General features: G+C 44.1%; 11 protein-coding genes. 2 read left to right on the top strand and 9 right to left on the bottom strand.

The genetic code is table 11. From position 1 onward, the window contains the following. Positions 1–4: 4 nt before the first annotated feature. From BN8899_RS02215 to BN8899_RS02235, 5 genes are all read right to left on the bottom strand, one after another. Complete coding sequence (locus BN8899_RS02215) at positions 5–1957, bottom strand: RagB/SusD family nutrient uptake outer membrane protein (RefSeq protein WP_065218318.1); 1953 nt, start codon at positions 1955–1957, stop codon at positions 5–7. Between the two features lie 19 nt (positions 1958–1976). Beyond that, on the bottom strand, positions 1977–5390 hold the full coding sequence (locus tag BN8899_RS02220; RefSeq protein WP_231932243.1) for a TonB-dependent receptor: 3414 nt from the start codon (positions 5388–5390) through the stop codon (positions 1977–1979). 136 nt (positions 5391–5526) lie between these two features. Next, on the bottom strand, positions 5527–6693 hold the full coding sequence (locus BN8899_RS02225; RefSeq protein WP_065218138.1) for a FecR family protein: 1167 nt from the start codon (positions 6691–6693) through the stop codon (positions 5527–5529). Positions 6694–6758: 65 nt separating this feature from the next. Continuing rightward, positions 6759–7292 carry an RNA polymerase sigma factor gene (locus BN8899_RS02230; protein ID WP_187376729.1) on the bottom strand — a complete coding sequence of 178 codons (534 nt, stop codon included), beginning with the start codon at positions 7290–7292 and terminating at the stop codon, positions 6759–6761. 43 nt (positions 7293–7335) lie between these two features. Next, complete coding sequence (locus BN8899_RS02235; RefSeq protein WP_065218140.1) at positions 7336–10038, bottom strand: hypothetical protein; 2703 nt, start codon at positions 10036–10038, stop codon at positions 7336–7338. 98 nt (positions 10039–10136) lie between these two features. On the opposite strand from BN8899_RS02235, the gene hydE reads away from it, so the two are divergent. After that, positions 10137–11228, top strand: a complete 1092-nt coding sequence (gene hydE, locus BN8899_RS02240) for a [FeFe] hydrogenase H-cluster radical SAM maturase HydE (RefSeq protein ID WP_065218141.1) — start codon at positions 10137–10139, stop codon at positions 11226–11228. A 162-nt stretch (positions 11229–11390) separates the two neighbouring features. On the opposite strand, the gene BN8899_RS02245 is transcribed toward hydE, so the two are convergent. The 4 genes from BN8899_RS02245 to BN8899_RS02260 all read right to left on the bottom strand — a co-directional run bounded on the left by BN8899_RS02245 (position 11391) and on the right by BN8899_RS02260 (position 15344). Then, positions 11391–12050 (bottom strand): LysE family translocator, encoded by a 660-nt coding sequence (locus BN8899_RS02245; protein WP_065218142.1) that lies wholly within the window; start codon positions 12048–12050, stop codon positions 11391–11393. A 14-nt stretch (positions 12051–12064) separates the two neighbouring features. Continuing rightward, positions 12065–13858, bottom strand: coding sequence for a lysophospholipid acyltransferase family protein (locus BN8899_RS02250; protein WP_018338513.1), 1794 nt, complete (start codon positions 13856–13858; stop codon positions 12065–12067). Positions 13859–13883: 25 nt separating this feature from the next. Further along, positions 13884–14174, bottom strand: a complete 291-nt coding sequence (locus BN8899_RS02255) for a DciA family protein (protein WP_231932244.1) — start codon at positions 14172–14174, stop codon at positions 13884–13886. A 63-nt stretch (positions 14175–14237) separates the two neighbouring features. After that, complete coding sequence (locus BN8899_RS02260) at positions 14238–15344, bottom strand: DNA replication/repair protein RecF (RefSeq protein ID WP_065218144.1); 1107 nt, start codon at positions 15342–15344, stop codon at positions 14238–14240. A 212-nt stretch (positions 15345–15556) separates the two neighbouring features. On the opposite strand from BN8899_RS02260, the gene BN8899_RS02265 reads away from it, so the two are divergent. Continuing rightward, on the top strand, positions 15557–16243 hold the full coding sequence (locus tag BN8899_RS02265) for a tetratricopeptide repeat protein (protein WP_018338510.1): 687 nt from the start codon (positions 15557–15559) through the stop codon (positions 16241–16243). Positions 16244–16438 lie beyond the last annotated feature (195 nt).

Raw genomic sequence — 16438 nt, forward strand, 5'->3', positions numbered from 1 at the left:
ACGTTTACCAATTGGGATTCTGTTCGCAACCCGAAATAAGAATCTCCTCGCTACGTATCGGGAAAAGATAATCTCTCGGAGAGATAAATTGCCTCTTGGACCACACGACCACAGGTCCATCGAAATTATTATAGAATTGTCTCGGGGTCTTCCCGGTAACAAGCCAACCGTAAAGATCCGAGTTCAACTCCTCGGCTGCCATCAACCAACGCCGCAAATTCCAGAAACGCCTGCCTTCAAAAGCAAACTCCACGTTCCACTCCTGCCGAATAATCTGCCGCATTCCTTCCTTTGTCCTTACCTTTCCCGGGTTGGTGGAATAATTTTGCCATGCGTACTCCACGTCAGGAATCCCGGCTCTCTCACGCACGGCATTTAACGGGTCGTACACGTGTTCCTTATCGGGCACATCCAGATACTCGTTCCAAGCTTCCGCTTTCATCAAATACAAGTCTGCCAAACGAATCAACACGCAAGCCTCTTCATTCGAGAATGTATTTTTATAATCTACATTGCTTTGAGTGGAACGAGAGCCTTTTTTCATATAATACCCCGTCAAATTCTGAGGTTGCGAATTAGATATTTGCGTGTACAATGTACCGAAACGCTCACCTTGGTAAGCTCTCACAAGATCATTCTTCTCATCTATCGAATTCCCTCTCTGAAAATAACAACGGTCTGCCGCAATATGCGCGTAAAAACGAGGTTCCCGGCGAAGATGCAGGCGTAACACACTATCCGCATCAAGCAAAACGACATTTTTATATTTTGTATCCGTCTCTTTTCCGATTTGATACCGGGAAGTATAATCCCATTCACGGTCTTCATTTATAGGCAATCCGTGTTCCGTGTAATACATCTCGACCATTTTAATACTTGGAGCAATACACCCAAGAAGATCCTCATTATAATCCGTTGTACCACTTCTGAAATAAGGACGAGTCCATCTTGTCCAAGAGGTCAAGGAACGGTCTTCATACTGAATCATAAAAATGGCTTCACTACTTTCAAAATTTCTTGCTAAAGACGACTCCTCAATATCCGACATGATCGTACGTAAATCCCGGGTATCTTCAGCCTCACTCTCCGTTCTACTTGATACAAGTGTCTTGCCGTTTTCCAAACAAAGCATCAAAGCCGTATCGATAGCCTCTGCCGCCCGTTTCCATCTTTCCCGGTCTGGAGTTTGGTTGAAAAAATTTTCCCCCGTCTTACTCGTGAAATTCGCGAAAGCCGGATTCCCGTTGAACAAAGGGGATGCCGCGTAAAACAACGTCATCGCTTTAAGTGCTGCCGCCGACTCCAAACTGTGATACGCCCAACGGCTTACCGATTTTTGGTTCATCGGGGGCAAATCTTTCATCGCTTCATCCAACAAAGAAACAATCGCTTCAACACAAATATCAAACGGCTTGCGAGGCTGTTTCATCTCGCTAATACCTGCATTTGTAGCTATATTCTCCGGCACCAAAATAATAGGACCGTAACGACGGAGCAATTCGAAATAATAATGAGCTTTAAGCGCTTTTATCTCTGCCGCCCACAACACTTTTTCCTGCTCTTCCATATTATACACATCGCCTATTTTCTCCAAAAAAGTATTGCAATAACGAATCGCGTTATAAGCCGCATCCTTTCGCCAAATATTCCCGTAAGGATCCGCCGTCATCTGCAAACCGTCCCCGATGTAAAAACCCGCCCAAGCATACGAGAATTGCTGCCGAAGAAAATTTCCTGCGACCACCTCATCCGCTCCGGTATACGACGGGTCAGAAATAATAGAAGCGGTGTAAGGCATCAAAAAAGTATGGCAAAACTTAAACCAATTTTCCGCTTGATCCCGTTTTTCAAAAATAGTTTCAATCGTTTCTATATCATTATCAGGAACGACATCCAAGTAATTACACCCGGGGAAAAGCAGGGTTAATATCAATAATAACGAACTAAAATGTTTCATAATAATCATAGCATTAAAATTAGAAACTAAAATTCAAGCCGACCGTGTAGGTCTTTTGAATCGGATAATTAAAACCATTTTCACCCAACTCTACATCCCATATTTTGAAATTGGAAATCAAAAACGGATTATTGGCACGCACAAAAAATTTCATATTCTGCAATTTCCAACGTTCCATCAGTTTCCGCGGCATATTGTACGCCAATTCCAGCGAAGTACAACGCAAAAACCGGCATTCCCGCATAAAATAAGTACTCTTGCGCACTTCTGACGCTTTACGATTATACCAATTTTCCTCCGGATTATGCTGTATCAAATTATAAGTCGACAAACGAGGCCAAAATGGCTTTTTAACCATATTATCTTCCGACCAATGGTCTTTATAAATCGCTGTCAACATGGCATGGTCATCGACAAACGGGGACAATTTTTCCGGGTTCATGAAAAACGAGCGTTTACCGGAACCTTGAAACGCAAAACTAAACTCAAAATTCTTATAATTGATAAATCCCTGGAATCCATATATTAACCGGGGAGTTTCCGGAAAGCCTATAAACGTGGCATCATTCACATCAATATATCCATCCCCGTTTATATCCCGATAGCGAATATCCCCAGGCATCACATCACCACTCTGTTTGGGTGAATTATCAATCTCCGCCTGATCTTGAAATACCCCTTCCGCAATATACCCTATCGCTTGGGAAATCTCTTTTCCGACCTTCCTTTGCCAGGCAGGTTTGTCTCTGGCTTCTTCGATAGCTTTATATACCACTTTGTTATACGTTAACGTTCCATTCAAAATTATCCAAAAATCAGGACTGAAAGCATGTTGTATCTTTCCCGAAAAATCAATCCCCCGCGAACGGGATTTACCGATATTATCCAATTGGGAAAACTCTATACCCATATTCGCCGGTACATTCGTACGATATCCGATAATATTATGCCGAATCTCCTGATAAGCATCTAATGTAAACTCCACAAGACCTTTGAACAACTTCGTTTCAATACCCAAATTTACTTGTTCCGCAATTTCCCATTTAATTTTCTCATTAGCATAATACAAAACTTTTCTCGCCACCAACTGGCCACTACCCGTACCGGATTCCGGATCCTTGTATCCCATTTGTCCCACGATATTGGGCAAATAAACAAAACGAGGTGAGGACACGATACCATCATTACCGACCTGCCCGTAAGATGCCCTGAACTTCAAAAAATCCAACCATTTAGAAGTCGATGCCATAAACGGCTCGCTCGTTACAACCCATGCAATTCCTCCCGCGGGGAAAAAACCCATTTGGTTATCCTTGGCAAAACGTTCCGATCCGTTATACCCGAAACTGCCTTCAACGAAATAACGATCCTTGAACCCGTAACTGCCACGCATCGAAAACGTCAAATTACGCTGAGGCATCCCGTCCAACACTTTTTCTATCGGCGTATACGTGTATTCCGAAGCTTGAAAAACTGCCGTTAACGAAGTCTGATGCTCTTTCCAAGCAGCAGTGTGCAACAAACGAGCTTCATACGTCACTCGCGTATTGGTCGTCGAAACCCTTGCATCTGGATCAATCATTAAAGCCCGGTAATCCGTTGTTGATAAATTCTGTAGCGTATGCTTCCCCGTTTCAAAATCGTAATTAAGCAATGAATATTTAGCAGGCATCGTCCTAAAACCTGTCGTGTAATAACCGGACTGCGTCACCGACACACTTGCCCTCGCTTCCAGCCCCTTCACGATACTGCCAAGATTATGAATATACTCCGCCCTGTTGGTGGTAGAATAACGAGTCCTTTCCAAATATCCCCGATGCAATTGCATATAAGGATTTATTTGACTGGATGACTCTGTTGCCCCGAAACGAAGATGAGGCCAATTGTAAGTATCGTCCCCAGGATAAAGCGGGGCAAAATCCACGGGAGATGCGTTAAACGCCAACGAATAGGCTTGTGTCACACTCTCTAACGGGCCATGATACTTATCTATCGTTGTGGATGAATTGATCACCAATTTTATACCAGCCTTCAAATCTATATTTAAATTAGCCCGGAACGAAGTTTGATTATTCGTGATATTACAATCAAAATCATTCAACTTATCCGTTTTCAACATACCCATATCACGATTGTAATTCACAGAAGCATAATATTGAATCACTTTACCACCACCGCGAATATTCACGCCTAAATGATGGTTCGTATTATAATCCTTAAACATGATCTTATACCAATCGTTAGACGGGTATACCCAAGACGGATATTTCCCAGAGGCAGTACGGTTTATTCGTTCCACGCTATATTTCGGGGTCGCTAACGGATCGCGGGCAAGCAAAGCTTGATTATACATCTTCATATAATTAATAGGATCCACGACATCCAGTTCTTTGGTCGGCATCGAAAATACCGCCTCGTAACGGGCCGTGGCATACACGCTTCCCTCCTGTCCTTTTTTCGTGGTCACCAAAATAACCCCATTTGCGCCACGGGCGCCATACATGGCCGTGGCAGAAGCATCCTTCATCACGCTGAAAGATTCGATATCCTCCGGGGCAATACGCGCCAAATCCAACTTGGAAGATTCCACCCCATCCAACAGAATCAACGGGTCTATATTTGCCCCCGTTTGGAAAGACGTGATACCACGAATGTAAAACTTGGTATTCATCTCTTCCTCTGTCAACGCCGCTGGAAGCCCACCGGTTTGCCAACCGATCATTCCGGCAATTTTACCGGCAAAACTTGAAGTCAAGTCACTATTTGAAGATTTCAAATCCATCGGGCGTACCGTCGTGATTGCCGACACCACGCTCTCTTTTTTCTGTGTACCGAACGCCACGACCACCGTTTCCTCCAATTCCTGGCTATCTTCTTTCATGGTAATCCGAAGCGTATCTTTCGCCGTTCTCTCGAAGAAATCAACCGTTTCTCTTTTAAAACCGATAAAAGAAAATTCCAATGTCCCTGTTAGCATCGGCAACTCCAAAGCAAACCACCCATCCTCGTTCGTCGAGGTACCCAGCGCAAGACCGGACACTTTCACCGTCACTCCCGGCAAAGGTTGCTTCTTCGTGTCATGCACGAATCCCTTCAACCGAATCGTTTTCTTCTCCGGTTCTTCAGTCTTTGTTTGCAATGTCTTTATCAACACGACACCATCTTCCAATCTCCAGGTCAAACCCGTACCATGCAACAATTGATCCATTACTTCTTTCACCCCTGCGTCTTTCACCTTCAAATCCCGCTTTCCACACTTTTCCAGATCCTCCCCTCTATACAAAAAACGATAATCAAAAGTCTTACGTAACTCTTGAATAATCTCCAACATCGAACGCTGTTTCAAATCCAAGGTTACTTTAGTATTCTGAGAAAACCCATTGGCATTCGCAACAAACATCGTTAGTAACAACAAATAGATACTCAATCTCATAATCTTACAAATTTTTAACACGCACCTTCCTCGAAGGCATGCATACATTCGCTTTTTTTTCATAGTTTTGTTCATTGAATTTATAATATGGACTAAATGTTCATTAGACGGAAAGGGGTAGGAGCCTTTCCGTTTTTTATTTAGCCCCGATAGTTACACATTTACCTTTAATATCTATTTTTACTCCCGCAACTTCTTCGAGCATTTTCACAATCTTCTCGAAACTGTCATATTTTTTCAAATCACCCGAGAATCGATAGTTTCTCACCTCTTCGCCAGAATAAAATACATCCATCTCGTACCAGCGTTTCAATTGTTCCATAATTTGCTCCAACCGCTGGTCTTCAAAAATAAAAAGACCATTCTTCCACGCGGAATAAATAGATGCATCCACTTCACGAAGCAGGCATGAATTCTCTTCTTTATTGAACACCAATTGTTCGTCAGGAGAAATCCTTACACGTTCATTCGAAAGAATCACCTCTACACTGCCCTCCGCCAAAGTAGTGATCACGTCAACATCATTCTCGTAAGCCGATACATTGAATTTTGTTCCCAACACCTTAATATCCACATTTGCAAAAGTTTTTACAATAAAAGGCTTCTCCGAATCGGAAGCGACCTCGAAATATCCTTCACCTTTCAGATAAACAACCCGCTGCCCTCCTGCAAATTGTACCGGATAGCGCAACTCACTTAACGCATTCAACCACACTTTTGTCCCGTCAGCTAATTCAACCTTAAACTCTCCGGCACGGGGAACAACAAGCGTGTTATACACTTGTTCCTGCACAGGTTTATTCTCTTCCCGGTAAGAAATCGTTTGCCCAGACACCTGAATGTCTGCGGAAGATTCTCCGCACACAGTTTGTAAAGTATCAACCAACGCTATTCTCTCGCCTGTTGATAAAACCAACACGGCATTTCCTCGAGCTATTTCAATCGGAACAAGAGATTGTTTCCTTCCCTCACCATCCATTTGCCAACGGAGTATCCCGGCAACACTAAACAATAATACCGCAACTGCCACATAACGCCACCAAACACCTAGCACACGGGAAGTCTTTTTCGTCCGGTACTTATGAAATATTGCCAACTGTTGCTCCACCTGCTTCTCGGAATAAAGCCATTCCCTTTTTCCTTTCTTGAATTTTTCCTTTATCTCCCGATAAATCACTCGATTTTCATCCGCCTCTCGAAGCCACGCATCCAATTCCCGACGTCCCGAATCATCCAGACTCCCGGTCAAATCCGCGGCAACCAAACGAGAAATTTTAAATGTACCTATTAAATCGTCTTTCATGTAATATGATTTTACAACTAAAGACGTAACCTCCCTAAAAACGGGTGAATAAAAAAACTATTTTTTTAAAATTCTCCCAACAGAATCAATAACAAGATCAAATAGTCTTTGGATAAAATCTCCCGAAGTGCCGCGTAACCATTCTTTTTCAATGTTTTAACCGTATTAATCGACACCCCTAGCGCCTCACTCACTTCTTGATTAGAATTCCCATCCAATCCCAATAAAATCACTTGACGGGTCTGTTCCGGCAAACGGTCTATAGCGGAATAAAGAATTCGAAACGTTTCCTGCCTCATCACTTCCTGTAAAAAGACCGAAGTTTTAAATTCATTCTCCTGAAGATAACGGGAAACATAATTACTCTCCGCTTGTTTCCGTCTTAAACGATCAAAACAAAGATTACGAGCCGAAATAAACAAAAAGGCTTTCGCATTCTCCTCGGAATCAAATTCTTTCCACCGTTCGAATACCTTCAAAAAAACATCCTGAGCCAAATCGGTAACATCCTCTGCCCCTCCCATGACTCGCTCGATAAACGAGCAAATCGGATTAAAAAAGGACTTGAAAAAAGCATCAAAATTATTACCTCCGCTCATGGACATCATTAACATTCGTAAAACCGAGACAAATATATGATTTTTATCGTTGCACTCGATATTTTATAATGTGATTTCCGTCACTTCCGGCAAACAGATAAAAACCAGACGTATTTCCTTGATCGAAGAAAGCGATCGAGAAAGGCGAATTTCCCCGAATAGGGAAACCCTTCGACACCTCTTGCAACCCAAGCAAAAACAAATGTTCGCCCTTTTCATCCAGCATCCCGATACGGGTATCCCGGGCAGAAAAACGATACGTGTACGGGTAACCTAACCCGGCATGATCCCATTGGTGCTCAGAGAGCAATTTCCCTTGACCATCATATACCTGCAAGGTATTTTCCAACGTGTACACGAACTCGTCCCGTCCGTCACTATTGACATCCCCGACATTCAACCATCCGCCGCCGATCATCTTTTCCCCTTTCACCCGTTGCAGATTTCCCCGGAGGTCAACCAAGAGAATCTCCCCGTTCGCATCCGTGAAAGCAATCCGGGGTGTCCCGTTCTGTCTCGTCAAATACAACATGGTATTCCCCGCCAGATTCAACAAAGTAGATACCTTCACACGTTCCTTTCCCCGCCGGTCAAGAATATACAGGCGGTAGCGGTCGGCATACACGATATAATCTTTCCCGTCCACCCGGAAATAGTAAATTTTGGAAACAATATCATTATCGCTCTTCGGCGTCGACCAGCCTTTCACGAAATTACCCGACAACTCGTAGAGATAGAGGTTATGGTCTGCCGCCGGAGCAAAAATCCGGTAGTTCTTGTTACTCTCATAATCGCATAACGTAATGCCCTGCTCGCAAGGCGACTTGAATGCCAAGGGATAGCGGGGCAGATAATTCCCGTTCCGGTCGATCAGGTAAAGATGAGTCGGCGTGGAGAAAAGATATTGCAATTTGCCATTCTTGAACATATCCACTTGATAGACTTCGCTGTTGATCTTCCCTTCTATCGGCAATTTCCAAAGGATACGCCCGACATCGTTGATCAAATAAATCGTATTGCTTTCATCCTGCACGAAAAGTTCCCGTTCCTTCGTGTTATGATTCGTCACGATAGCAGGCTTCATCGTCAATTTTCCATCCAGTTTTGTCTGCCACATCACTTGAGCCGGCCTCTGTTCCACCTCTTCCGTACTCAGGAACAGCATGTGATACAACATACTACCCTCGCTCCCCCACTGCAAAGCAAAAGAAGAAAATGCCTCCATATCCGCCTTATTGCGTTCCAACAAACCATGCAACACGCCTCTCGTGATATTCTCGTAGTAAGGCAACATGGGAGGCAACTCAGACAAATACATCCAATTGAATTTCGCCGACAACTTGCTTCTCAATTTTTTGTACCATTCTTGATCCCGGACACTCAACCGACGCATATAATCTTTCGCGAAAGCCTGTATCCCTTGCTCGGAAGATGCAAAAACAACATAGTTATCTTCCACCATCACGTAATTGGTGGCAATATCATCAAAAATATAACCCCAGAGAACTCCGGCAAAGTCCGGTACCGGCATTTTATAATAAGCGATCGTTTTATCTTTATCCAGCGGGAAAGTACGACGCGCATCAGGCTTCAACATCTTATCCAGCAATTCTTTCGCGAGGCTACCGGCTTTCACGTGTACCACGATCACCCCGTCGTCCTTTTTCCGGGAAGCATCATACGCAAGTACCCCTTTTCCCCATTCTCCTTTCAAGAGATTCTGCCATTCCGCCTCATTTTTTTCACCGAAAAGACGGGCAAATTCTTGTTTACGTTTTCTTACCCGTTCAGCCTTACCTGCCCCGTAACGATAGGTTTCCAACGCATCTAGATAGATTTTCACGTCGCTCAAAGACAGAAGAGTGACACTCCGCACGTCGGCAGGCAACACGCCATCCAACTGCGATGTTCTGGGTGTCTGGTCTTTCAACACTGCCGGGTAAGAAGCCCGCAAACCGTTACTGTGCATAAAACCGTTGAAACTAACGCCATCCTGCCGCACATCGCCGTCCAACGCCCCCCATTGGAACCATTTGGACACATCCGTCTGCTTCGATATAAAATCTTTCTGCAACAACAGGGGCAATAAATCAGAGAACGCTGACGAATTTAAAAATACATTCAATCCCGCCCCTGCCGAGAAATAACGATTCACATTCTTGTAACGGGGAGTTTCGTCTTTCTTCCCCTCGTCCTTGTCGTTCAACTGCTTCACGGCATCCTCTACGTACAACTCGGAATCCGCTACCAGCACCATCCCGCCGATCACAGCATAACATACTTTTTCTTTTCCCCGCTTCACCGAGTACAACACCCGGTTGTCATATTTCCGTTCCTGTATTTCATCCGCAGAAAACATCTTCGACAACAAAGTGACCACTTCACCCCGGGCGAATACCCCGCTTCGGCTCAACACGTAAAGGCTCCGGAACGATTGTTTGCCTTCCACCCGGAATGCCAATATATAAGATGCCGTGTCTACCAAGCGTTGATTTATCAAAGTATCCACAACCCGCCGTAACAATCCCTCCCTGTACGCCTTGATCTCCTTCCCGAGAGCTGCCTCGAGCTTAGGTGACACTTTCGCGTTAGCATTTACATTAACCACTACTGCCGAATTATAAGGGATAAACGATTCTTTCGGGACATCCGTATCCCGTTCCCGCTCGTTTACCCACCATAACGCGACCAAAATTCCCCCCAAGAGAACAACTCCCAATATGATTAACGCGATTCTTTTCACCATGATAATGAGTTTATAATTACGACTCTTTTTCTAGAGAACAAATTTAGTAAAATCAAGCCTTTTTCCTATTTTTGTCAAAAGGAAAATCAGATTTTAGCATGGAAGGAAGAAACACGATAGAAGAATTGGAAAAAATGTTGATTTGCGAGGGGGAGGAAGAAAACCAACTTTATCGCAAAGCGAAAGAAATAAAAAACCGAACGATAAGCAACAAAGTGTACTTGCGGGGATTAATCGAAATCTCCAATATCTGCACGAAGGACTGCTTTTATTGCGGGATACGGAAGTCAAACACGGAAACTGCCCGCTACGCCTTGAGTGACGAGGAAATTCTGGATGCGGCAGATTTCGCATACACGCATCGGTTCGGTTCCATCGTGCTTCAAGGGGGGGAACGTTCCGACCGGGAATTTACAGAACGTATCACCCGTTTATTAAAGGAGATCAAGAAAAACAGCCGCGACGAATTGGGAATCACGCTCTCCCTCGGGGAACAAACGGGAGATACCTACAAACGTTGGTTTGAAGCGGGAGCACACCGTTATTTATTGCGCATCGAAACATCCAACCCGGAACTGTACGCGAAGATACACCCGAATAACGCATTACATTCTCACGCGACACGATTGAAGTGCCTGGAATTGTTACAACGTTGCGGCTACCAAACGGGAACGGGAGTGATGATCGGATTGCCCTTCCAGACCATTACCGATCTGGCAAACGATCTGTTATTCCTGCAATCCATGGACATCGACATGGTAGGCATGGGACCCTATTTGGAACACCACACCACACCGCTGTATCAATACCGCCATCTGTTGCTCCCGCTGAAAGAACGTCTGCGCTTGTCGATCCACATGGTGGCAGCCTTACGTATTCTGATGCCGGACATCAATATCGCGGCGACCACCGCTTTGCAAGCTATTGAAGAGAATGGACGGGAGAAAGCTTTGGAGATCGGAGCCAACGTCGTTATGCCCAACATTACCCCCACCTCCAACCGCACCCTCTATAAACTCTACGAAAATAAACCGGGCACACACGAGGGAGCAGCAGAATCCATGCGCAAACTGGAGGAAAGTATTCTCAAAAGCGGCTGCGAAGTAGCCTACGGCGCATGGGGCGACTCACGACATTTTCAAATAAAAGCAAATAATACCTCTAGTTCTCCTTTCCAGCCCCTTGCTTAACCTTTCCTCTACCACAAAAACCATACATAATCGAACCATAAACAAATCATAAACGTAAAACATCGTTCATGTTACGTTTATGATTCGATTATGACTCGTTCATAAGAGCACGCAAAGGTAGACTATCCATTAGCTAACGGTAATACAAGGAGCAAACAAAAATCACTGAGTCACCAGATTCTTGAACGGGGCAAAAGCAGAGAGAATAACCAAAGCTCCCAATACCGTAATCACCATCCCGGACACACGATTGATTGTGATTAGTACGCGCAAACGGAATTTCTTTCGGAAAATATTTACCAACGTGGAAAGCGTGTACCACCACACACCACCGCCCAACAACACACCGGAAACCACCAACACTTCACCCAACAACGAGGATGACTCTCCAAAAACCGACATCCCGGCAAACACAGCCATAAAGACCACTACCGTAATCGGATTGGAAACTGTAAGAAAGAAAAGCGAGAGGTAATCACCTAAAAGCCCGGTCTTACTCACCCGTCCCTGGCGACGTTGCCGAATCTGCCGGATCGGATTATCAAAATAGATTTTCAATCCTATCACGATCAGGAATATTCCCCCGATAATTTGCAACAATAACTCATGAGCCTGCACGATATTAATCACGAACCCTAACCCGAAAGCAGCTACCGCAGCATAAAAAAGATCTGCAGAAGCGGCTCCCATTCCGGCGATAAAGCCCGACAAAGCACCCTTATGCAACGTTTTCTGGATAATCAAGACCCCCATAGGACCTAAAGGTATAGATACCATCAGTCCAACCAGCATTCCCTTGAATAGATACAATATATCGTACATCCCATTCTAATAATCTATAATTCCACGTTATCCGAAGAGAACCGGCTAAGTATCGTGTCATCGTTAATCTCCTTTGACAGCGACTCTATCGTCTTCATCGGCACGTCAAAAATATCTAAAATAAGCAATCCATCCAAACACATATTAAACTTTGGGTCAATATTAAAACCGATAATCTTAGCGTTCAGAGAGATATATTTTTTCAATAATACCGGCAATTTATCACTCGACGGCTCAATATCCCCGATCATCTTGTCCAATGCGGCAATATCCCGCGCCGCATCCAACATCACCTGTACACCGGGTTCCTCGGAATGTACCTGGTATTTCGAACGCGGTAGAACGTATTTCGCCAACTCGTAATTATAATGATTTGCCTGAATAAATTTCATAATCAACTCCTTGGAAGCCTCGGTATATTTTCCGCTGATGGTAACAGGACCTATCAAATAGCGATATTCCGGATTTTTCAACAGGAAATACAAGATTCCTTTCCAAAGCATAAACAAGGGAAGCGGCTTCCGTTGATATTCCTCCGTGATAAAAGAACGTCCCAACTCGATAGACTCGTACAATACCGGGAGCATCTCTTTCCGCATTTTAAATAAGGTATGGATATAGAAACCTTTTATGCCGTAACGGTCGATGATCTCTTTCCCTTTCCCCACGCGGTAAGCCCCCACGATCTTCTCTTCTTCCTTATCCCAAATAAAAAGATGGTAATAATATAAATCGAACTCGTCCAAATCGATGCTCCGGTTCGTCCCCTCGCCGACAGCACGGAACGTGAGCTCGCGCAACCGTCCGATCTCGTTCAGCACGTTTGGAATTTTCACCGAAGGAGAGCAATAGACATCATAGTTTTTCATATTAAACAACAAATAGTCATCCGCGATACCCGCAATCTCCTTCTTCAACACCGCACATTCCGTTTCCGCAGCGACAGGTTCCGCTTTAGGCATAGCTTTTTGTGATTTAATGAAAAACTTCTTTACTTCCAGCGCCGAACCGAGCAAATAGGTCTTGGCACGCAAAAACTTCCCGTATTGGGAAATATCGTGAAACGTATCCTGTGACTCTATGCCAATAGGATTTCCGATTCTCAATTTCACGACCCGATTCTTTTTATTCAATAATTCGGAAGGCAACTTCATGTTCCGCAACATGGGATGAATCAAACCCAACAAGTAAAATAACAAGCTATTCGACCCCTTGAAATAGATCGGGATAACCGGCACTCTTGCCATCTTAACCAGCTTTAGCACGGAGGTATCCCACTCTTTATCTTCCACGTGATTCGAATCCGCCTGATAGGAAGAAGCCTCTCCTGCCGGGAATATCCCTAGCGGCTTTCCTTCTACCACGTGGCGCACGGCTTCTTTGATGACACGGGTATTCGTGTTCCTCCGGCGGGAAGACGGTTCCAGTCCCAACACGTAATCCTGTATCGGAATGATCTTCTTCAACAGGAAATTAGCCATCACCTTGTAATCCGGACGTATCTTGCACAAGATTTTAATCAGAATAATACCATCCAATCCCCCGAACGGGTGGTTGGACACCGTGATAAACGCCCCCTTCTTCGGAATCTTCTCCAAATCCTCCTCCTTGATCTCCACGGTAACCCCTAATGCCTCCATCAAACTATCGATCACCTGCTCGGGATCGTTGCAATCCACCTTCGTGCTCAGCTTATCCAATTTGTTCAAGCGCAATAAATACATGACCAACTTGGAAACCAGACTTCCTCTGAAACGATCCAATCCCCACGAGGCATTCAATAAATCATTAGCGTCAATTAATCTCATTTGTCCAGTTCATTAAATGTTCCTTTCAGAACACTATAATATCTTTTACTACATCACTTCCAACCCTGTCATTCAAGGCTTTAATTAACCCTTCCTTCACCATCAATATCTCGTTTTTCACGACCGAAGAAGTGAAACTCACGAAAACTTTCCCGTCCGAAATCCGCATACTTTTTGTCCGGGAAGCGATCATTCCCCCCACGACGTCCGACCAGACTTGGCAAACCTCTCTCTCCTTGAACTGACGGCTTAACCCCATCTCTTCCAAGTACAATTCTACCAATTCGTCCATTGTCAAAGTCTTCCCCTGCTTCACAATCTATTCTTTTTATTGTTATCCTACAAAAATACTACTTTCTATTCAAATAATACCTAAACCCTAGAAATTAAAGTCGGATATCATGCCTTCATCCACTTTAAATATTTTATAATCAATCGCGTGCAAACGCAAGATTTCATCAATATGCCCACGATTAGTATCCGTGATAAAGACCTGCCCGAAACTCTCTTCCGACACGATCTGGATAATCTGGCTCACCCGGTCGGCATCCAACTTATCGAAAATATCATCCAGCAACAACAAAGGTTCTACGCCTTTCTCACGTGCCAGATAAGCGAATTGAGCAAATTTCAAGGCGGTTAGAAAACTCTTTTTCTGTCCCTGCGATCCCAACCGCTTCACCGGATAACCTTCCAGACTTAACGTGAGGTCATCCCGGTGGATACCCACCGTGGTGTAAGTCAATATTCTATCCCGGTCAAAACTACCTCGTAACGATTGCAGGTAGTCATTTTCTTTTATCGTGGTAGAGTACTCCAAGGTTACCTTTTCCCTTCCCAACGCCACCCGCTCGTAATACGCCTGGAAGACATCCGCCAGTTCCACGATAAACGCCCGGCGCCGTTCCAGAATCACCCGACCGTTCTCTGCCAATTGCTCGTCCCACACGGACAACATATCGGCGTCTATCGGCATTCCGGCGTACTCTTTCAGGAAACTGTTCCGTTGCATCAACACCCGGTTGTACCGTATCAATACCTGCAAATACTCCTTGTCACACTGGCTGATTACCCCGTCGATAAAACGGCGGCGTTCCTCGCTCGCCCCGTCGATCAAAATCACGTCGGCAGGCGAAATCATCACCAGAGGCAGCAACCCGATATGATCCGAGAGCTTTTCATACGATTTCTTATTCTTCTTGAATACTTTTTTCACACCCTTCTTCACCCCACAATATACGTCAATCTCTTCCCCGTCCCGCTCGTACATTCCTTCCAGCACGAAAAAAGCCTCCCCGTGCCGAATATTTTGGGCATCGGGCAGGTTGAAATAACTCTTGCACATGGAGAGATGATACACCGCATCCAAAATATTCGTCTTCCCCACCCCGTTATTCCCGATAAAGCAATTGAACCGGGGGCAACAAGCGATGCTTGCCTCGGCGATATTCTTGTAATTGACAATATTCAAATCCTTTAAAATCATACCAATCAAGGGTTACAGGTTACAAACGCTGCAAGTTTAACCTGCAAACGGTCTTCAAAAGTAAAGAAAAGTAACTTAGATTCCGCCGATTGTATAATTTTTTGCATAAAATTTCGCCGTCCTACTCCTGTTATCAAAAAAAAAAACTAATTTTGCACGTTGACGGTAGATGCGTCGTAGGAATATAAAGTAAATAACAAAAACATATAACAATGTCAAAAGAGAAACAGAAACGTGCGGACGGTTTCCAACAGATTGAGGAAGCCACGATCTCAACCGAACAATTTATCGAGAAAAATTCAAAATTACTGGTTAGAGGTCTTCTTGTTGTAATTATTGTAATTGCTGCGATCTTTGGGTATCACAGGTTTTACAAAATGCCACTCGAACAAGAAGCGCTGAAACAAATGTTCGTGGCAGAAACTTTATTTGAAAAAGATTCTTTCAATTTGGCGCTTAACGGGAATGGCAACAATCTCGGTTTCCTCGAAATCGTGGATCAATACGGCTCTACCCCGAGTGGCAATTTAGCAAAATATTATGCCGGCTTATGCTATTTATATTTGGGTGATAACCAAAATGCAATTAAATATCTTGAAAAATTCTCCACCAAAGATATGATTTTCTCCACGTTGGCAAAAGCGAACATCGGGGACGCTTATATGCAATTGGGAGAATACAAGAAAGCAGCCGGATATTATCAGAAAGCAGGTAGTGACAACACCAATATGTTGACCACTCCTTCCATCCTGATGAAAGCCGGGCTCGCATTTGAAAAAGCCAACGACTACAAGAACGCATTAGCCATGTACGAGAAAATAGAAAAAGAATTTCCGGCATCATTGGAATCCAGAGATATCGAAAAATATATCACTCGTGCCCAATCAAACGTAAAATAAACTCTCATCAATATGCTTTAGAAGGCGTGCATGGCACGCCTTTTTTATTACATTGCTTTCCACATTTTTTGTCAGGAGAAAAGAATTTAAGAGTTCCTGTCAACTTTCCGACCTTGCCAGCAAGAGAAACCTGGTCGGTAGAACGAGGAAACAATGCCTTTTTCACGTAATACTCTGAAATTAAAGACAGATCAA

Source organism: Butyricimonas sp. Marseille-P2440, assembly GCF_900091675.1.
Classification (GTDB): domain Bacteria; phylum Bacteroidota; class Bacteroidia; order Bacteroidales; family Marinifilaceae; genus Butyricimonas; species Butyricimonas synergistica.